General features: G+C 33.9%; 17 protein-coding genes. 15 read left to right on the top strand and 2 right to left on the bottom strand.

Annotated elements, in window-relative coordinates; genetic code table 11:
* Nucleotides 1–10: 10 nt before the first annotated feature.
* Nucleotides 11–868 carry a tRNA (adenosine(37)-N6)-dimethylallyltransferase MiaA gene (gene miaA / locus C3L23_RS07380; RefSeq protein WP_127681341.1) on the bottom strand — a complete coding sequence of 286 codons (858 nt, stop codon included), beginning with the start codon at nt 866–868 and terminating at the stop codon, nt 11–13.
* Between the two features lie 77 nt (nt 869–945).
* Between miaA and mqnP the strand changes: the two genes are divergently transcribed.
* The 12 genes from mqnP to smpB all read left to right on the top strand — a co-directional run bounded on the left by mqnP (nt 946) and on the right by smpB (nt 8,280).
* Nucleotides 946–1,782, top strand: a complete 837-nt coding sequence (gene mqnP, locus C3L23_RS07375) for a menaquinone biosynthesis prenyltransferase MqnP (protein ID WP_127681339.1) — start codon at nt 946–948, stop codon at nt 1,780–1,782.
* A gap of 2 nt (nt 1,783–1,784) precedes the next feature.
* A complete protein-coding gene (locus C3L23_RS07370; protein WP_127681337.1) occupies nt 1,785–2,294 on the top strand; it encodes a hypothetical protein in 510 nt (169 codons plus the stop codon).
* Nucleotides 2,287–2,751 carry a DUF6115 domain-containing protein gene (locus C3L23_RS07365; RefSeq protein WP_127681335.1) on the top strand — a complete coding sequence of 155 codons (465 nt, stop codon included), beginning with the start codon at nt 2,287–2,289 and terminating at the stop codon, nt 2,749–2,751. The genes C3L23_RS07370 and C3L23_RS07365 overlap by 8 nt, the downstream gene beginning before the upstream one ends.
* Before the next feature lie 109 nt (nt 2,752–2,860).
* Nucleotides 2,861–3,283: a 50S ribosomal protein L13 gene (gene rplM / locus C3L23_RS07360; RefSeq protein ID WP_127681333.1), complete on the top strand. Its 423-nt coding sequence runs from the start codon at nt 2,861–2,863 to the stop codon at nt 3,281–3,283.
* A gap of 5 nt (nt 3,284–3,288) precedes the next feature.
* Entirely contained in the window at nt 3,289–3,681 is a 393-nt protein-coding gene (gene rpsI / locus C3L23_RS07355; protein ID WP_246831117.1) for a 30S ribosomal protein S9, read from the top strand.
* A gap of 234 nt (nt 3,682–3,915) precedes the next feature.
* A complete protein-coding gene (locus C3L23_RS07350; RefSeq protein ID WP_127681329.1) occupies nt 3,916–4,752 on the top strand; it encodes a patatin-like phospholipase family protein in 837 nt (278 codons plus the stop codon).
* Between the two features lie 41 nt (nt 4,753–4,793).
* Nucleotides 4,794–5,165 carry a RidA family protein gene (locus tag C3L23_RS07345; RefSeq protein WP_127681327.1) on the top strand — a complete coding sequence of 124 codons (372 nt, stop codon included), beginning with the start codon at nt 4,794–4,796 and terminating at the stop codon, nt 5,163–5,165.
* Between the two features lie 84 nt (nt 5,166–5,249).
* Complete coding sequence (gene rplU / locus C3L23_RS07340; protein ID WP_127681325.1) at nt 5,250–5,561, top strand: 50S ribosomal protein L21; 312 nt, start codon at nt 5,250–5,252, stop codon at nt 5,559–5,561.
* A gap of 14 nt (nt 5,562–5,575) precedes the next feature.
* The gene (gene rpmA / locus C3L23_RS07335) at nt 5,576–5,839 is read left to right on the top strand and encodes a 50S ribosomal protein L27 (protein WP_015902555.1); all 264 of its coding nucleotides are present in this window, start codon (nt 5,576–5,578) and stop codon (nt 5,837–5,839) included.
* A 141-nt stretch (nt 5,840–5,980) separates the two neighbouring features.
* A complete protein-coding gene (gene obgE / locus C3L23_RS07330; RefSeq protein ID WP_127681323.1) occupies nt 5,981–7,054 on the top strand; it encodes a GTPase ObgE in 1,074 nt (357 codons plus the stop codon).
* The gene (gene proB, locus C3L23_RS07325) at nt 7,035–7,793 is read left to right on the top strand and encodes a glutamate 5-kinase (RefSeq protein WP_127681321.1); all 759 of its coding nucleotides are present in this window, start codon (nt 7,035–7,037) and stop codon (nt 7,791–7,793) included. Before obgE ends, proB begins: the two co-directional genes overlap by 20 nt.
* A gap of 31 nt (nt 7,794–7,824) precedes the next feature.
* Complete coding sequence (gene smpB / locus C3L23_RS07320; protein ID WP_127681319.1) at nt 7,825–8,280, top strand: SsrA-binding protein SmpB; 456 nt, start codon at nt 7,825–7,827, stop codon at nt 8,278–8,280.
* A gap of 160 nt (nt 8,281–8,440) precedes the next feature.
* Here smpB and bcp read toward each other — a convergent pair whose 3' ends face one another.
* The gene (bcp, locus tag C3L23_RS07315) at nt 8,441–8,896 is read right to left on the bottom strand and encodes a thioredoxin-dependent thiol peroxidase (RefSeq protein ID WP_127681317.1); all 456 of its coding nucleotides are present in this window, start codon (nt 8,894–8,896) and stop codon (nt 8,441–8,443) included.
* Nucleotides 8,897–9,018: 122 nt separating this feature from the next.
* Between bcp and C3L23_RS07310 the strand changes: the two genes are divergently transcribed.
* The 3 genes from C3L23_RS07310 to C3L23_RS07300 all read left to right on the top strand — a co-directional run bounded on the left by C3L23_RS07310 (nt 9,019) and on the right by C3L23_RS07300 (nt 21,163).
* Nucleotides 9,019–11,004 (top strand): methyl-accepting chemotaxis protein, encoded by a 1,986-nt coding sequence (locus tag C3L23_RS07310; protein ID WP_127681315.1) that lies wholly within the window; start codon nt 9,019–9,021, stop codon nt 11,002–11,004.
* 66 nt (nt 11,005–11,070) lie between these two features.
* The gene (locus C3L23_RS07305) at nt 11,071–11,475 is read left to right on the top strand and encodes an NUDIX hydrolase (protein WP_127681313.1); all 405 of its coding nucleotides are present in this window, start codon (nt 11,071–11,073) and stop codon (nt 11,473–11,475) included.
* Nucleotides 11,476–11,554: 79 nt separating this feature from the next.
* The gene (locus C3L23_RS07300) at nt 11,555–21,163 is read left to right on the top strand and encodes an autotransporter domain-containing protein (protein ID WP_127681311.1); all 9,609 of its coding nucleotides are present in this window, start codon (nt 11,555–11,557) and stop codon (nt 21,161–21,163) included.

Here is a 21,163-nt window from a genome sequence, read left to right as displayed (position 1 = left end):
CCGGAAGGATTTATTTCCGGATTTCTTTTAATATAATTTCTTCCAGTTTATCAAGCGGTGCCGATATTTTTTGTTTGAACTGTGTTCTGTTGAATGTCTGCTGTCTTTTTGCAAGTCTTGCAGTGTTGGTAATAATTTTTTCTTTTAGTTTATTGTAAGTGTATAAACCGTTGAAATAATCCAAGACTTCTTTAATTCCTATTGCTTTTAGTGCCGGCAGTCTTCTGTCCAGATATTTTTTTTCAAGATATGCCACTTCGTCTATAAGTCCGTTTTTAAACATTTTTTCGGTTCTTTTTCTTATTCTTTCTCTAAGCAATTCCCTGTTTACGTCAATTTCGAAAATAGGGATGTCTTTTATTGCCGGTTTGGGAGGATTTAAACGGAAATAATCACTTGGAGGAGTGTTTGAAGCCAAGTATATTTCTATTCCTTTTTGTATTCTGTATGTGTCATTGGGAGAAATTTTTTCTGCGTAGTTTTTATCTATTGATTTTAAAAATTTATAATCTCTTTTTTTTGCCTCTTTTTTAATTTCTTCAGTAATTTCAGGCATTTGTGATATTCCTTCGGTCATAGCTTTAAGGTAAAATCCGGTTCCCCCAACTATTATAAGCTTTTTATGCGGAATCTGTCTGTAAATTTCAATAAATTTCGCTACGTCGAATTTTTGATTTGGATAAATTTCGTTTATACCGTAATGTTTTACGAGTGAGAGCTCTTTAGGAGAAGGTTTGGCTGATGCTATATCTATTTCTTTATAAATACTCAGCGAGTCTAGAGAAAGTATTTCATATCCGAGTTTTAATGCGAGATTTATTGCCAAATCGCTTTTTCCGCTAGCCGTAGGACCTATAATTGCAAACATAAAGACCTTTTTTGATACAATTATACAAAATAAGTTATTAAGTTGATAAGTTGTGAAGCAGTTAAGGAGAAAGAATAATGTTAAAAAAATATATGGATCTGGTTAAATTCTCACATACTATATTCAGTATACCTTTTATTTTGATAGCTATGGTTGTAGCGGCAGACGGATGGTTTGGTTGGAAGCTGCTGTTTTTGGGTCTGCTTGCAGCAGTAAGCGCCAGAAATTTTGCAATGGCCGTAAACAGGCTGGTTGACAGGGATATTGACGCTAAAAATCCCAGAACGCAAAACAGACCTTCTGTAACAGGAGAAATAAGTGAATCTCAAATAAAGCTCTTTATTTTAGCCAATGCTCTTATTTTTATAGGGACCGCATATTTAATCAACTCATTGGCATTTAAACTTTCAATTCCGATTCTTATTGTTTTGGGCGGTTACAGTTATTTTAAAAGATTTAGCGAATTTGCGCATTTAATACTTGGAATATCACTTGGACTTGCGCCGATTGCGGGAGCAATTGCAATAAGTGCATCAATACCTTGCTGGTCTGTGTTTTTGGCTCTCGGAGTGATGTTCTGGGTGGCAGGCTTTGATATTTTATATTCGCTTCAGGATATGGAGTTTGATAAAAATGAGGGGCTGCATTCCATTCCGGTGCTTGTTGGAGAAAAAGGCGCTATTTTTATCTCAAGCATGTTTCATGTGTTCAGCGTAATATTCTGGGCTCTTTTCGCCGCTTATGCAAATCTTGGATTTTTTGGCTGGCTTGCGGTGGTTCTTGCTGCGGTAATGCTTTATTATGAGCAGAAACTTGTAAGAAGAGATTTTAAAAATATTCCAAAAGCATTTTTTGATGTAAACGGATATCTCGGAATAGCGTTTTTAATATTAATTATTCTTGACAAGGTGTAAAAATGCCTAGATTAATTCCTGCGTTTATCGAATTTGAATTTAACGAATATAATGAAGTGTTAAAAGAGGAGTATGATAAACTCGGAAGCGAAAGCGACGATCCGATAGGGCAGTATATAAAGCTTGCAAAAGCAAGAGGCGAAACAAAAGAGACAGATCCCGTTTTACTGGAACTCCTAATAGCGCTTCACAGGAAAATAGACGAACTGAGCGCTTATATAAAAAATGAAAAAAAAGAGCTTTTAAAACTTAACGAAAAAACCGAAATAGAAAAGATCGGTTTTGACTATTTTGAAATAAAAGAGCCGCTTTTTAAAAAGGGCGTAAAATATTACGGCAGAATGTCTCTTCCGGTATTTCCTCCAAGAACAGTACCTATTATATTTGAAGCGGAAAATGAAAAATTGGGTAAAATTTTACTGATGCACGAACGAGACCTGAAAGATTACAACGCATTTATTATGGCTAGAGAAAGGGCAATAATCAGGGAAATGAAGGGTACTAATGGGTAAAATTGAAATAATTATGTTTTTAGGCCTTAGCGGGTTTATACTTTTTTTGTTTTTTTATATGTTAAAAAGGGACAAAGTCGTAGACAGTAAAATGGCGGCGTTAGAACTTGCGTTGGAAGATTTGAATCAGGAACTGTTTAAAATAAAAAAAGATTTAAAAAACAATAATACGCAGAAAACTCTGGAAGAGATGGAAAGTGTAATAGAAAAACTTATAATTAATGTAAAAAAAATGGAAGAAAAAAACATTAAGTATATTAAAGAACTTGAAAATAAACTTTTCAGCGTTGAGCATTCTGTTAAAAGTAAGATGGTGGATTTTTCAAATATCAATAAAACAGACGAACAGAAAATAATCAATTTGTATAAAAACGGTTACTCCATTGAAGATATAAGCAGAGAATTGAGGATACCTGCAGGTGAGGTTGAACTGGTTATAAAATTTCAAAGTTTATAGAAAAAAGAATAAAAAAGAGTTTTAAAACTTAAAGTTTACTTAAATTAAGGTTTTTTTAAGTTTTCTAAACTAAAATTCCATACCTAAAAAATTCACAAAAGGTGTGATAATGAAATTTACTAAATCAATTAGAGAAGAAGATGTTAAAAGAGATTGGATTTTAATAGATGCAAAAGATAAAATATTCGGTAGAGTAATCACTGAAATCGCAACAATTCTTAGAGGTAAACATAAACCATATTTTACTCCTCACGTAGACTGTGGTGATTATGTAGTTGTTATTAATGCAGATAAAGTTAAATTTTCTACATCAAAAAAATTAGAAGACAAATACTATAAACATACAGGTTATTTTGGAAACCTAAAAGAAGAAACAGTAGAAAAACTTCTTACAAACAATCCAGAAAAATTATTTAAACTTGCGACAAGAGGAATGCTTCCAAAAACTAAACTTGGAAGAAAAATGCTTAAAAAATTAAAAGTATACGCAGGTGAAAATCATCCTCATACAGCTCAAGTAAAGGGTAACTAATGAAAATGCACGGAAGAATTTACGCAACAGGAAAAAGAAAAGAAGCAGTAGCAAAAGTATGGCTAAAAGCCGGAAGCGGTAATATTACTGTTAATGGTAAACCTTTAGACGAGTTTTTAGGTGGTAGAGAAGCGCTTAAACTTAGAGTAAGATGGCCGTTAATGCTTACTAAACAAGAAAATGCCGTAGATATCGATGTAAAAGTATTCGGAGGCGGGTTTGCGGCTCAAGCTGATGCTGTAAAACACGGTATATCTAAAGCGCTTGTAGAATATGCTCCTGAATTCAGAACTATTCTTAAACCTGCAGGTTTATTGACAAGAGATGCAAGAAGAGTAGAAAGAAAAAAATACGGGAAAAAGAAAGCGAGAAAATCTCCACAATTCTCAAAAAGATAAGTTTTTATCTTTTTTTCTTTTTTACTACCCAAAAGAGTGTCTGTCACTATCTTGTTTGTTGTTTCATTACTACTATATATCTATATTAAATTTAGTATGTTAAATTTTACTAATAGAAAAATATAAAAAAAATTTTCAAATCAAAACTTTATATTTTAATAAGTATTTAATCACTTTTAATATATAAATATAGAAGTTTTGATAAAATATAAAATAACAGACAAAAGGAGATGAATGAAAATATCTTTAGTTTTAAGCGGCGGAGGTGCAAGGGGATATATACATATCGGTGTTATTGAAGAGTTAAAAGCTCAAGGATATGAAATCGTTTCAATTAGTGGTACTTCTATGGGAGCGCTTATCGGTGCTTTAGAAGCATGCGGCAAACTTGATATATATAAAAACTGGGTTGAATCATTAGAACTTATTGACATACTCAAATTTATTAAACCTCCTTTTAAGTTAAACGGTGATAAAATTTTCAATAAAATCAAAGAGCTTGTCGGAGAATATTATATTGAAGATCTGCCTATAAAATTTACAGCTGTTGCAACGGATTTAAAAAAAGGCAAGGAGGTATGGTTTCAAAAAGGTCCTTTGTGGGAGGCTGTAAAAGCATCTGCAGCTATACCTGGCGTGTTTGAGCCAGTACATCTTCATAATATGACGCTTGTTGACGGCGGTGTGCTTAATTTAATGCCGGTGGCGCCTGTAATGAGCGATATAAGCGATTTGATAATTGCCGTTAATTTATATGGGGAAGAAGATAAGGAAATCAAGGTAAGGTACAAGAAAGAAACAAAAAAGAAAATTAATATTCTTCATGAAATGTGGGATAAAATATTTGAAGAAAAAGACGATCCGACAAGCATGTCTATTGAACTTATGATGAAAGTGATCTTTAGATACAGAAGAGCGGAATATATTCCCGATCTGGAAATTAAATTTCCGTCAAATATAGCAAACTGGTACGAATTCCACAGAGCGATTGAGCTTATAGAAATAGGCAGGGAATATACAAGGGAAGTTTTAATAAAAGAAAAAATGAGAAAGCAGGATAAACACAAATAACTCAGTTTCATTTTGTTATAATTTCGCAAAAAGGAGAAGACATGCAAAAAATATTTACTAAAAACGCTCCTGAAGCAATCGGGCCGTATTCACAAGCTATTAAAGTAGGCAATTTTATTTATACATCCGGACAGATTGCTCTGACTCCTCAAGGCGATTTTTTGGATGTTGATGTTAAAACACAGACGAAACAGGTGTGTGAAAATTTAAAAGCTGTTTTGGAAGCTGCCGGTGCAAAACTGGAAAATGTAGTAAAAACAACAATATTTTTAGACGATATTAATAATTTTACGGCTGTTAACGAAGTTTACGGAGAATATTTCACTCACAAACCTGCAAGAAGCACCGTTGCTGTAAAAGAGTTGCCAAAAGGTGCTAAAGTTGAAATTGAATGCGTTGCATTCGTGGAATAAAACTTAAACTTTTCTTAATTTAAGTTTAGTTTAAGGAAATATAGTTAATATTTCATCCTAAAAAACCAATAAAGGGTTAAAGAAATGTATGCAGTTATTAAACATGGCGGAAAACAATATAAAGTAAGCGTTGGAGACGTATTAGAACTTGATAGAATTGAAGGTGCTGAGCCTAAATCAAGTATAGAATTAAATGAAGTTTTATTAGTAAAAGGTGATGATACTAAAATCGGTGCGCCTCTTGTAGAAGGTGCTAAAGTAGTAGCTGAAGTAATTAATAACGGAAGAGGAAAAAAAGTTATTATTTTCAAAAAAAGAAGAAGAAAAGATTCTAGAAGAAAAAGAGGTTTCAGAAGAGACTTCACTAGAGTAGTAATTAAAGAAATCGTAGCTTAATTTAAGGAGATTCCATGGCACATAAAAAAGGACAAGGGTCAACTCAGAACAACAGAGATTCTGCTGGTAGAAGACTTGGCGTTAAAAAATTCGGAGGAGAGTTCGTAAGAGCAGGTAATATTATTATCAGACAAAGAGGAACAAAAGTTCACCCTGGTAATAACGTTGGACTAGGAAAAGATCATACTATATATGCTTTAATTGACGGATACGTAAAATTCGAAATTAAAGACAAACAAAGAAAAAAAGTTTCAGTATATCCGATCGAAAACAACTAATTCTCTCTTTTTCCCCTCATTTTAATTCATAATTTGATAAAATTCATAATTAGTTAATGGCTAGTAGTTAATTATTAGCAGTTGAAAATATACAGTGTATATTAATAATCATTACCTATTATCCATTGTAAAAGGAAATAAATGTTTGTAGATAATATTAAACTAAAAGTAAAATCAGGCAAAGGCGGTCAGGGCTGTGTAAGTTTCAGACGTGAGAAGTTTGTAGTAAAAGGCGGACCTGACGGCGGAGACGGCGGAAAAGGCGGAGATGTTATTATTGAATGTGACAATAACACCCATACTCTTTCTCATTATAAAGGAAGAAAGCTTTTAAAAGCTAAAAACGGAAGACCTGGAGAGGGAAGAAAAAAACACGGTGCAAACGGTGAAGATTTAGTACTTAAAGTACCGCCAGGAACACTTATTAAAGACGCAGAGACAGGCGAAGTGCTTTTGGATATGAAAGAACACGGTGAAAGAAAAATTTTACTTGAAGGTGGCAGGGGAGGACTTGGAAACTGGCATTTTAGAGGTCCGAGAAACCAGACTCCAAGATACGCTCAGCCAGGAGAAGAGGGTAAAGAACTGGAAATTGTACTGGAACTTAAGCTAATAGCCGATGTAGGGCTTGTAGGATTTCCTAATGCCGGAAAATCAACTTTGATAAGTATTCTTAGCAATGCAAAACCTGAAATTGCAAATTATGAATTTACAACATTAACACCTAAACTGGGCGTAGTAAGAGTTGATGAATACAGAAGTTTTGTAATGGCAGATATTCCCGGAATTATTGAGGGTGCTCATGAAGGAAAAGGTCTTGGAATAGAGTTTTTAAAACATATAGAAAGAACTTCGACAATTCTTTATATGATAGATATGGCTTCATTCAGAGATCCAGTATATCAATTTAAAACATTGCAAAAAGAGCTTAAAGAATACAGTGAAAAATTGGCAAGCAGGGATTATGCCATTGCTCTTACTAAATGTGACAGTGTGGATACTGAAAAAATAGAAGAGTTTTTTGACAAACTCGGTATTGAAAAAAGCGAACCTAAGTATAAAGCAAATCCGGAATATCCTTGCCATTTTGATGATAAAACATTTGTTTTACCTATCAGTTCAGTCGCAAATATTAACATAGAGGCGCTTAAATTCGCTTTATATGATCTTATTGAAAAAAGTAAAAGAAAAGAAAATGAAGAGACTGGTTTTTAAAGTCGGAACGGCTACATTATACGAAGACGGGCATTTAAGTAAAAGAATAGATGAAATCGTAGAGCTTTTAAGTGAACTTAATAAAAAATATGAAGTTTTGCTGGTAAGCAGCGGGGCGGTAGGAGCCGGATATACCAGGTGTCCGCTTGATAAAAGTAAACTGGAAAACAAACAGGCCCTTGCAGCAATCGGACAGCCGCTTTTAATGAAAGAGTATAAAGAAAGATTTCACAAATACGATGTGACTGTTGCTCAGGTTTTGGTTACGGCTGCCGATTTTGACAGCAGGAAAAGAACAGAGAATGCTAAAAAAATGATCAATGTTTTACTTGAAAATAAAGTGATTCCGATTATAAATGAAAACGATTCAGTTTCCGTTGAGGAGATATTATTCGGAGACAATGACCAACTGAGCGCTTATGTTACTTATTATTTTAATGCTGATATGCTTTTTATCTTAAGCGATATAGACGCCTTTTATACCGATAATCCGAAAACGAACAAAAGCGCGAAGCCTTTAAAAGTTGTAAAAGAAATAAAAGACGAGTGGCTTAAACAGGAATGTAATCCAAATGATAAATTTGCAACCGGCGGAATAGTTACCAAACTAAAAGCCGCGAAATTTTTAATGGACAGAGGAAAATCTATGTTTCTTGCAAGCGGATTTAATTTAGACGATGTAAAATCGTTTATTAAAGGTGAACATAAAGGCGGAACGCTCTTTATGGGAGAAAAGTAAAAATTAAAAGTGTAAAGTTGGGAGGTATTGTATGAAGGTCGTTGCTACAAACAGAAAAGCTTATCATGATTATGATATATATGATAAATACGAAGCCGGAATAGAACTAAAAGGAAGCGAAGTTAAGGCTCTCCGCCAGGGCAGGGTAAATCTTAAGGATTCATACGTAAGAATAAAAGACGGTGAAGTCTGGTGGCTTCAGGGGCATATAAGCAATCTTGACACCACATATAAAGCTTACAGACATGACGAAAAAAGACCGAGAAAACTTCTGCTTCATAAAAGCGAAATAGCTAAGCTTGCAGGATATACCAGCGAAAAAGGCTATACCCTTGTACCTTTAAGAATATATTTTAATAACCGTAACCGCGCCAAGCTTGAAATTGCAGTGGCCAAGGGTAGAAAGCTTCATGATAAACGCAGAGTAATGAAAGAAAAAGAACTTAAAAAAGAAGCCGCAAGCGCTATGAAGAGATACGGGTTTTAAAAAATTAGCTGTGAAGTTGATAAGTAGTGAAGTTGTGAGGGATAAGGTTAATTAGTTATTTGTATATTGGTATATTAGTATATTAGTTATTAATGGTTAAGTTATTAAAGTTTGAAATTAGTTAAGATTAATTTGGGTTGACTAAGTTGGAAGAGGGAGTTTAAGCGTTAATAAGCTCTTTTAAATCTTCCAAAACTTTTGCCGCGTGACCTTTGGCTTTTACTTTTTTATATTCTTTTACAATTTCTCCTTCAGGGTTTATGATAAAAGTCGATCTGATAACTCCTTCATATTCTTTTCCGTACATTTTCTTTTTGCCCCATGCTCCGTAGGCTTTTAATACTTCTTTATCCTCATCGCATAAAAGCGTAATGCTTAGGTTGTGTTTTTCGATAAAGTTACAGTGTCTTTTCGGACTGTCCGGGCTTATTCCTATTACAATTGCGCCAAGTTTTTCAAATTCGTCCAAAAGTTCGCTGAATTCTTTTGCTTCAGTTGTACAACCTGGTGTATTGTCTTTTGGATAAAAATATAAAACTATCCATTTTCCTTTTAGATCCCTAAGACATATTTCAACGTTGTCCTGATTGGGTAAACAAAACTCATATGCTTTCATTATGCTCCTTTTACATTAATTTTACTTTATTTTAGTGATATTTTATAAATTTGTCAAAAAAAACGTCATAGCTTTTAAAAAGTGACATTTAAGTGATATAATAAAGAAAAAAAAGGGTGAAGATGAAGAAGATTTTTTACTCTCTTTCTTTAAGAAACACTATGATTATTATCATAGCATTGGCTACAATGGTGATTTCTTATTACAATATTAGGGATTTAATGACTTCAATGCAGATAGAAAAAGAAAAAACGGCATTGAGAGAACTGGTAATGCTTAGTAAATCATTAAGCGCCCTTATTCACGAAACTCAAAAAGAAAGGGGGGCCAGTGCAGGTTATATCGGAAGCAGAGGTAAAAAATTCAAAACAATATTACCTAAACAAAGACAGCTTACAGATGAAAAAATAAGAGAGTATAAAAAAGTATTGAAAACCGTAGATATTAAAAAATATGACGGTGAACTAGAAAGAGAGGTAAACAAATTAAATCAGTATTTAAGCCAGCTGCCTGAAATAAGACAGAAAGTTGATACTCTAAGTATAAGTCTGAAAGACGAAGTAAAATGGTATACGCAAATGAACGCCACTATTCTTAAAATTATAGGCTTAACTTCCAGACTTGCTCCGAATGAAAGAATAGCAATGGATCTTGCCGCATATGTCAGCTTTTTAAAAGCTAAAGAAAGATCTGGTATAGAAAGAGCGATACTTAGCGCCACATTTAGTGCTGATAAGTTTAAACCTGGAATGTTTGTGAAGTTTATAAGACTGATTTCAGAACAGGATGCGTATTTGGACGACTTTTTAACATTCGCTTCACCTGAAATGAAAAAAATGTATTATCAGCTTATAAAGGATCCTTCTTTTAAAGAGGTAGATCGAATGAGAAGTATAGCTTTACAAAAAGCTCAAGAAGGACATTTTAATATTGACCCTGAGTACTGGTTTAAAACCATAACAAAAAAAATAAATATTTTGAAAAAGATTGATGACAGAATTTCCGATATTATTTTAAGAGATTTAAACAATATAAAAGACCATTATATACTTCAGACTGTTATTGGAGTACTTATAAACATCATTATGATCATATTCGGTTATATGAGCGTTAAAAAACTTGAAATGCAGTTAAGAAGTTTAAAAGGGCTTATTTTAACAATCGCAAAAGATAAAGATCTATCTTTAGAAGTCAGAATATATGAAAAAGACGAATTCGGAACAATCAGAATGGCTCTTAAAGAGTTCCTTGGAATACTTCACGATGTAATGACAAGCGCTTATATGAGTTCAAACGAAAATAAAAAATTTGCAACCAATTTAAAAAATGCGTTTAGAAAAATAAACGAAAACATCCAAAAAGAAGCTGAAATCGTAACAGAAGCGGCTAAAACAGCTGATGAACTTAAAGATAATCTTTTAGAAGAATCGCAGACTTCTAATGAAGTCAAAAATAATATATTAATAGCAAACGAAAGTTTAAAAGAAGCTATGCAGTTGATAGATTCAACAATGGAAAATATTCAGCAGAATGCTCAAAACGAAAACGATCTTGCTTTAAAACTGCAGCAGCTTTCCCAGGATGCAGAACAGGTTAAAAATGTATTGACTGTTATTAGTGAAATAGCCGACCAGACTAATTTACTTGCGTTAAATGCCGCAATAGAAGCCGCCAGAGCCGGAGAACACGGAAGAGGGTTTGCAGTTGTTGCGGATGAAGTGAGAAAACTTGCGGAAAGAACACAGAAAAGTTTAGGTGAAATTGACGCGACCATAAATGTAATAGTACAGTCTATCAATACTGCAAACGATGAAATGCATCAAAATATTGAAAATGTAAATTTAGTAACTAATCAAACTCAGGAAGTTCAGGCTAAAATAGGCGATGTTTCAAATGAAATGGAAGTTGTTGTGGAAAAAGTACAGCATAATGTGGACAAAGTTGAAGCTATTGTAAAAATAATGCAGGAATTTATTGAAAAAATGGAGAATATTAAAAAAATGTCAAATGAAAATAAAAAAAGCGTTCTCGAAAATAATCAAAATATTCAAACAATTGCAGAGCTTGCGGATAAACTTCTTAAAGAAATCAGCCAGTTTAAAATATAATCCCTTTTTGGGTTGTATTAATTGAAGTAAATATGCCAGACTCTGTGACTTGAAAAAAGGAAAAATATGTGGCCTCCTGAAACTCCATATTTAACAGTAGACGGTATAGTTAAAATATTTAATCCCAAATTTGAGGGAATAGTGCTTATAAAAAGAAAAAATCCGCCTTTAGGATACGCATTACCGGGAGGGTTTGTGGACAGAGGGGAAAGTGTTGAAGATGCTTTGATCAGGGAAATGAAAGAAGAAATAGGTCTTGATGTAAAAATTGAAAAACTTTTAGGTGTTTTTTCCGATCCGAAAAGAGACCCCAGGCTTCATACCGCAAGCTGTGTTTTTATATGCAGGGCAGAAGACCTTCCCGAAGCCGGGGATGATGCAAAAGAGGCATTTGTGGTCAAACTTGAGGAACTTCCCTGGGATAAACTTGTTTTTGACCATGCGGATATATTAATAAAGTTTATAACTTAAATAACTTAAAATTATATTAAATTTTCTTTTTTTAAGTAAAAAGTGTTATAATGTTCTTATCTAATATAAGGATATTGTTATGAATAAAAAAATCTTCTTTAGCTGCGTAGCTGCCTCTTTGATAATAAGCGCCAGTTATGCTCAGACAATCGTCATAGATGACACAAATACAACAGGTGTAGTTTTAACAGGTAGTGACAGTTTGTTAGTTGAAAGAAATGGTAGTATCATCATTTCTGATAATAACACTTCTTTGGTAAAGGCTGTCGATTCTAATAGTAGCGGTTATATTAGAAATGATGGTATTATCGAAGGTGAGAATAATTCAGAAGGTTTTATCGGAATTTATACCAACACTGATGTCAACAGTGATATTAATATCCTTAACACAAATCTATTACTGGAAGACAATAATTCAAAAACGAGTGTGGGTATTTCTGTAAGTTCGCAAAACGGGACGGTAAATGTTGAAAATACTGGTGGAACGATATCTAACCGAAACAATGAAGGAAATAGCACAGGAATTAAGGCTCTTTTGGATACTGATACGGGTAATTCGAATATTGTTAACAGCGGTTCCATTGAAAATTTAATAATAGACGCCAATGCAGTGGGTATTAAAAGTGAGTCTCTAAAAGACGGAAATATTAGTATTAAATCGGATGGAAGTATTAACAACCAAGATGTTACAGGTTACTCTTACGGGATTGATGCTTTAGCGGAAGGAAACGGAAATATCAACATTGACAGCTCCGGAGTGATAAAAAACAGTATTACCGATAGTAATGCGATAGGAATAAACGCTGCTTCTACAGGAAGTGGCAAAATAAGTATAGACAACAGTGCAAATATTATTAATTCTTCAAACGGTGGTAATGTATATTCAATTAAAACAGTTTCTTCCTCAGGTGATATTAATATTACCACAAAAGGGGATTTGACCACTAATGAAGCAGCTGGAAAAGCTTTTGCTATTGAATCATATTCAAAAATCGGGAATATATTAATTAACAGCGGAAGCGATATAAATGAAAGTAATATTTCTAATGCGGCAAGAGGAATAAATGCAAACGTTTTAAGCGGAAATATCGGTATTACAAACAGCGGAAGTATGAGTTTTTCCGATATAGGATCTGATGTATACGCAATAAAAGCGGATGTAAACACTTCAGGAAATATAAATATAATTACTTCAAACAGTATCAATATTAAAAACATTGATGGAAAATCATATGCAATTGAAGCATCGAATTTAAGAGACGGGGATATTACCGTTAACAGTTCAAGCGATATAACCGAAAACAATATTTCCGATACTGCCAAAGGTATAGATGTTTATGCTGTCAATGGTAATATAAATATAATCAGCAGTGGTAGCATAAACACTACAGATATAAATAACAGTGTTTACAGTATTAAAGCGCATGTGGGTGAAGGTGATGTGTATATTAAAAACACAGGTTCTATTACGGATATAAATTCTTCTGAGGTTAATGCAATATTTGCAAAAACCGACAACGGAGGTAACCTTGACTTAAACAGTACAGGCGACATATCACTTGAAAATATCGCCGGAAGCGCATATGCCGTAGAATTTAACACAACAGGCGGGAATATAAATATAATCAATTCCGGTTCGATTACAGAAAACAATATTTCAAATGCCGCAAAAGGTATAAACGCATATACGCAAAACGGTAATTTAACTATAAAAAATACTGGAAATACGATAAAAATAACCGATGTAAACGGAACTGCATACGGTATTAAAGCAGATGTTGAAAATAACGGAAGCATAAATATTTCAAGCAGCACCGATGCTGAAATAATAAACACAAACAACAATAATGCCTATAATATTAAAACCTCTACGACAAACGGAAATTTAACAATAACCAATTCCGGAACAATGAAAATTGAAAATGTCAATTACGCCGGAAATATTCATGCTACTGTCACAGACGGTAATATAAGTATACAAAACAGTGCTTCAATATCCGATTCCAACGTATCTACATATGTAAATGCAATTATTGCCAAATCTTCAGAAACCGGTAACGTGATCGTGAAAAATTCAGGTACAATTAATATCAGCAATGTTCTGGGAGCATCGGGAGATAGCAGTAATATATACGCAACGGTAAACAACAGAAACATTAATGTTGAAAACAATGCTTCTTTTACAGATACGAACATATCCGGAAGTATGAACGGAATAAAAGCTGTAAGCGCTAATGCCGGAAATATTAACATTGTCAATTCCGGTGATATGGATATGAATAATGTATACGGTGCATATGATATTTCCGCTAATACTAATGAAGACGGAAATATCAGTATAAACAACAGCGGCAACATTTCAAACAATAATGTGATAGGTAATGTTAATTCAATACAGGCAAACACTCTTTACGGGAATATTCAGATTACAAACAGCGGTTCAATATCTGATAATAATGTATCAGGTTACAGCAACGGCATAAATGCCAAAACATTACAGGCAAATCTCGATATAAACAACTCAGGTTTGATCAGTGCAGTAAATATTGAAAACAATGTGACAGCTTTAAATGCATATATTAAAAACGGAGGCAATATAAACATTGTCAATTCCGGTGATATTTATGCCCAGAATATACTCGGCAAATCTTTAGGTATCGAGGCAAATACATCAAGCGGAAACATTACTATTACAGATACGGGATCCATACAGCAAAGCGGGGTGTTAAAATCAGCAACAGGAATTGATGCGTATGTGAATAAAGGGGATATAAACATAAGCGGAGGTTCTGTAAGTTCTGTTGATATAAACGGTGACGTATATGCTATAAAGGCTGATGTAAACACCAGCGGCAATATAATAATAAACACCAACGGTGATATTACTGGTGAAAATATTGCAGGGAAAGCATACGGCATCAGTGCAAACACATCTGAAGGAAACATAAGTGTAGTAAATTCCACTTCAATAACAGAAAACAATGTTTCAGATAAAGTAACGGGAATAAACGTCAATATTGAAAACGGAAAAGATATCAATGTTACAAACAGCGGAAGCATAAAAATTTCCACGGCAGGCAACAGTGTTTACGGAATAAACGCAAATACCGATTATAACGGTTCTATAAACATTACAAATTCAAATACCATAAATATCAGCAATGTTACAGGATATAATTATGACAAAGCGTTTGTAGACGCCATCAACACACAGACATACGGTGGAAACATTACAGTAACGAATTCGAACATCATAAACATCAGTGACATTAATATTAGCAGTAGCGATCATGAGCATGAAGGTGTTTACGGAATTGTAAGCAAATATGCAACATATGCAAATATAATCAACAAAAGTGCAATAAATGAAACAAACATAACAGCTGAAAGAAGCACTGGGCTTTATGCAAACGGTTCCAATAAAGCCTATATAAACAATTCCGGAAACATTACTATTTCCGGAACATCAGGTTTCACGGAAGGAATCAGTGCATATTCCGATAGTAATGTCAGTATTCACAACTCCGGTATTATTACATTGGCAAACGGGAAAAAATCCGATACGGCAATATATGCATATGGCAATTCAGAAACATCAAATGTAAATGTTGAAATCAAAAATGAAGCAGCGATTAATGAAATGAATATAAGCAGCGCCAGAGGTATATACGGCGGCGTTTATAGGGGTAATTTGAATATTCAAAACGACGGAAATATTACACTGAGCGAAATACATAAAAACGCATCAGGAATCAATGCATATGCCCAATACGGTAATTTGACCATAAAAAACAGCGGAACAATCAGCGGTGCGGACAGCAATAACACAGCGGGTATCGATGTAAACAGCAACAGTGCGGATATTAATATTACCAACAACGGTATTATTAAGATGAGTGATTTAAACGGCACTTATAACAGTGGAATAGTCGCATCAAGCCAATACGGAAATATAAGTATTAAAAACACAGCTTCAATAACAGACATTAATTCCTCACAGTTTAAAGCTGTTTCTGCAGTTTCTTATAATCAGGGTAATGTTAATTTATTAAATGAAGGTAATATTACACTTAATAACATTACAGGGAAAGCCAGTTCTTTAGATGTTAATATATCAAATGGTAATATTTATCTAACAAACACTGCTGATATAAACAGTTACAATATCGGCGGAACAAACAAAGCTGTAAGTGCAAAAATTCAAAAAGACGGTAATATAACAATTGTAAATAACGGTAACATAAAAGACATAAACGGAACAAATAATTATTCTATATTCGCTAATACAAAAAACGGAAACATTACTATTACAAATACAGGATCTTTGGATCAGGAAAATGAAAGTGTATACGGCGCAAATATTTATGCCGATGCCGGTATTGCAGGAAATATAAACATTCATAATACCGGCGATTTGTCAGGATCAAATATTAATGGATACGCTACAAATATCTTAGCGTTTGGTAAAGGTGACATTAATATCGACAATGAAGGCAACTTAAGTGAAAACAACGGATCTCACGCAGGATCTATTTTTGTAATTTCCACTTTAAGAGAAAATAATGTTAACATTAAAAACACAGGAATTTTAACAATTGAAAAATGTCAGAAAAAAACTCTTGGAATAGGGGCTGTTTCAGTTAACGGTGATATTAATATAAATAATTTCGGAAACATGGTGTTTAAAGACAATAACGGTACGACATCAAATATTTATGTTGTAGGGCTTCACAGTTCAGCTTCAAGTATAAATGCGTACATTAACAATGACGGAAATATTTCAAATAATGTAAATAATGGTAATTTGATTGATATTAATGCAACTGTTTATAGAGGAAATGTAACAGTGTTAAACAGTGGAAATATTGTTAATCAGAATATTGACGGTTATTCTTACGGAATTTTTTCAAAGCTTCATGATGGTAATATCAGTATTACGAATAAAGGTGAAATTTCAGATACCAATATAACAAATCTAAATAAACAGATTTTTGCCACAGTTGATGAAGGAAATGTTACAATTGTTAATAAAGCAGCCCTCAATGCAGAATATATAGGAGAAACAGGCGGTTTAATTCTTGGAACGTCAGGTAATGCAATACAAGGATCCGTTTCAATAGATGCGGATGTGGTTACAGGTAATGTGAATATTATTAATGAAAACAACATTACCAATAAACTCATCAGTGGTTATACTTATGGTATACGGGCAAATGTGCAGGAAGGAAATATAACAATTTCCAATTCCAAAAATATAAATATGGATTACATCAACAGCGGTTCGGACAGTCAATATAATATTTCCGGAATTAAAGCGGAAACTGACATAGGTGACATCAATATTACAAACAGCGGAAATATGGAATTAAATAACAGTGTAGGAATTACAAGAAATATTTTTACCTACAGCGGTTCAAGAAGGAATGTTGATATTAACAATACAGGAAACATTGTTGATGTTTCAAATATAGGTAACGTGGTAGCCATTGATGCAAATTCAACCAAACATATATTGGATTCTTCCAGCAATGCCGGCAATATCACCGTTATTAACAGCGGCACCTTGAGAACACAAAATATTGACGGTAATTTTACCGGAATATATTCAGCAATTTTGGAAGGTAATATCAATATTGTAAATAAAGGACAAATTTCAGATAACAATGTGACATATTTAAGCAAAAATATATTTGCGAATGCCTATGAAGGCAATATATCCGTTGTAAACACAGGAGAGTTGGATACAGAGCATATAACAGGCGGAGAAGGTATGCAACTGGTAGACACTTCATCATCAGGAAATGAAAAATTAGGCTCTGTTTCAATTGATGCAAATCTCACAAACGGAAATATTAATATCAGAAACGATGCCAATATTACAGCAAAATATATTAACGGTTATGTATACGGTATAAGAACAAATATAGAAAAAGACGGAAATATAACAGTGTCAAATTCCAAATCTATAAATGTTGATAACGTATCGTTAACTCCTCATATAAATATAGTGGCGATAGAGGCCAACATAAATAATAACGGTAATGTGACAATTTCAAATTCTGACATTGTAAATATAACCGATGTGACTTCATACAATGGCTACAATTATATTGCAGGTGTTCATACGTTGACAGAAGGTAACGGCAGTGTAACAGTAACAAACAGTCAAAACATGACTCTTTCAGGTATACAGGGGTATACATACGGTATTTTTACATATATAAACGGTAACGGCGATGTAAATATTCATACCGGCTCTATAAATGAGACCAATATCAGTAAAGATGCATCAGGAATAATATCTTATTCCAATTTTGGAGATACAAATATATCAAACAGTTCAATAACGCAAAAAGATGTGGGCGGTAGAGCTTACGGAATAATGGCAAGGGAAGATAACGGAAATGTAAATATAAGCAGCGGTTCGATATATGAAAACAATATCAGCCATGGTGCAAGCGGAATAATGGCTTTTACACATGTCGGAGACATAAACATAACAAACAGTTCAATAATACAAAACAATGTAAAAGGCGAAGTTAGCGGTATAACAGCTGATGAAAAGAATGGAAGTATTTACATCAGCAGCAGTTTGATAAGTGAAAACAATATCAGCGATGACGCTACAGGAATTAGGACAAAAACAGATAATGTGGATGTAAATATCAGTATCGGTTCTATCACACAGAATAATATAGAGAACAGGGCAGCAGGAATACTTGCTTTTTCAGGAGGGAATATAAGTATAAACGGCACACTGATAAGTGAAAACAATGTAAGTGAAGAAGCAAACGGAATAATTGCAGATACGGGTGATGCGGATTTAAATATAAGTATCGGTTCTGTGATTCAGAAAAATATCGGCTCAGAAGCAACCGGAATATCAGGCACTGTTCATAAAGGGGATATAAACATAAGCATCGGATCAATAAACGAGAGCAATATCAGTTCAGATGCAAACGGAATAGTTGCAAATGTGGAAACCAACGGAAGCATAAATATTAGCAGTCAGAATATAATAAATGAAAACGATATCAACGGGGACGCATCGGGATTAAATGCAAATATTACAGATTACGGAAATATAAACGTAGCAAACAGCGCATTAGTGGATATTACAGACATTAACGGCAGTGCAAATGCATTTAAACTTACTGCGTATGAAGGCAATATTACCCTTACAAACACTGGAAACATTAATGAAAACAATATAACCGGAAAAGCGTCAGCAATAAACGCTTATATTAAAGACGGAAATGGAATTGTAAATATCATTAACTCAGGAAGAATCAGTATTACCGATGTTAAAAGCGCTCAAGACAATATGACACTGGCCGCAATAAACGCAAAATCCGATGAAGGAAATATAACAATACAAAACTCAAACACAATCAATATCTCAAATATTGATTTGAACGGAACAGACAGTGCAGTAATGGGATTGTTGGCCAGTTCAACATATGGTAATTTAACAATCAACAATAACAATGCGGACATAAACATCAGCGGAGCAAAAATTGGAATTAATATCGGGGCACAGACCGCCGGTGATGTTTCCATATACAATACCGGAAATCTGTCTGAATCAAATACTAGTGAATATGCCGCAAATATCGCAGTAAATAATTTTGCCCGTGCAGGAAATATTGATGTAAACAACTCAGGTATACTTACCGCTTACGGAAATAAAGGAACAGCTTCTTACGGAATAGACATTAACGCATATGAAATGAATACAAGTATAATAAACAGCGGTAATATTAATGAATTTAACAATACAAAAACATTCGGTATACGTGCTTTTGTAGAAGCTGATCTTAACATTACCAATACCGCTTCGTTAAATATTTATAACAACGGTGATGCAACTGCAATTTACGCATATACCAAATTTAGAAACGGAAATATAGACATAAACAATACCGGAAACATTACGCTTAAAGACAACAATGCATCAACATTGATATTTGCCGAAGCACATCACAGCGGGAATGTTAATGTATTCAATAATGCGGATATCGGAATAATCAATGCAAATGCCGAAAATTCTTACGGTATCGTGGCAAATACCGAAAGCGGAGACATTAACATAACCAACAAAGGTGTGATTTACGGTTATAACATTGACGAGAACAAAACAGTCACAGCTATAAAAGCATATACCGCAGACGGAAATATTTCCTTAACAAATGCGGGAATTATAAAAGCTTATACCGCATTTGATGTGCCTGATAATCAGGCTGTAATTAATAATACCAAATATATTGAAACAACAATGATCAATACGCCTAAATCATTGTTTGAAAACAGCGGAATGCTGTATTTACATCTTGCAAACGCACAGACAGCCGCAAATTCACAAAGACAGGTGGAAGTTAACGATTTCAAACTTTTAGGCAGCGGTGTATTGAAACTTGATACAAAACTGATTAAAAATGACGGTAAAATTAAAGCTGTAACCCCTATAGTGCATGCTGCAAATAGTATAACAATGTCAAAAGGCAGCACTGTAAGTATCTGGTTTACAGGGAACAACAACAGTGTGGCACGTCAGTTTTATGATGAAAAAGGAAAAATTACAGACATTTTAATCGCCGACAACAACATGAGCGTAAACGTTAAAGACATTAAAATCGTGGACAATTCACCTGTAGTTAACTTTAAAGCAGTTTTAGACGCCAACGGAACAGCTTTGAGTCTTGAAACTGTTATGGAAAAACATTATACGCCTGAATACACACCTGGTTCAGCACTTTCAAGCACATCGTTCAGTTTACAGTTTATGAATATAATTAGTAATCTGATTATAAACAGGGAAAACAATGCAAAAGGTTTGAACTCAGGTGATAAAGTATTTACAGACAAATACCTTTGGTTTAAACCGTTCGGAATGAACACAAAACAGTCTGACACAGACGGTAAAAACGGTTACAGCGCAAATACTTACGGATTCGGTATGGGTGTGGACGGTGAATATGACATGAACAAATTCGCCGGACTTGCATTTTTCTATTCCCATACCAAAGTCGATGTAAACAATGTGGATCAGAGCAACGAAGTTTCAGGTTATGACTTTGTCGCATACGGAAGCAAACCTGTGATTGATTACAGATCAATGTTTAATTATCAGGTAGGAATCGGTTTACAGAAAAATCATTCAGAACGTTATGTTTCCGTAATAGGAAAAACAGCTACTGCTGATTATGTATCCAAAAGTTTCTATGTTCAGGGATCATTGTCAAGAGTTTACAAATTAAGCGACAAACTCTCAGCTGTTCCGATTATAAGCGGAACGTTTAGATATGCAAAAACACCAGGTTATACCGAAACAGGTGCCGATTTATATAATTTGACAGTTGAAAGCGCCAATCATTCACAAGAAGTGTTGTCACTTTCAAGCAACTTCAATTACAGACATGACGATTCATTGAAATTTACTTCAAATATAGGTATAAATTATGTTTACGACAATAATAAAAACGGATTAAATGCATATTTCCAAGGTGATCCGAGCAGCGTATTCTATACAACAGGAATTGATAACAGCACACTCGGAGTAGGATTGAATGTCGGAATGATTAAACACTTTAAAAACAATTTCACATTCGATTTATACTATAATGTAAACAAAAATATGAACAGCCTGTTAAATCAAAGTGTAACTGCGAAATTTGACTGGAAGTTTTAG

The sequence above is a fragment of the Nautilia sp. PV-1 genome (genome assembly GCF_004006315.1).
GTDB classification, from domain to species: Bacteria; Campylobacterota; Campylobacteria; order Campylobacterales; family Nautiliaceae; genus Nautilia; species Nautilia profundicola_A.
This window is presented reverse-complemented; position numbering and strand designations above follow the sequence as displayed.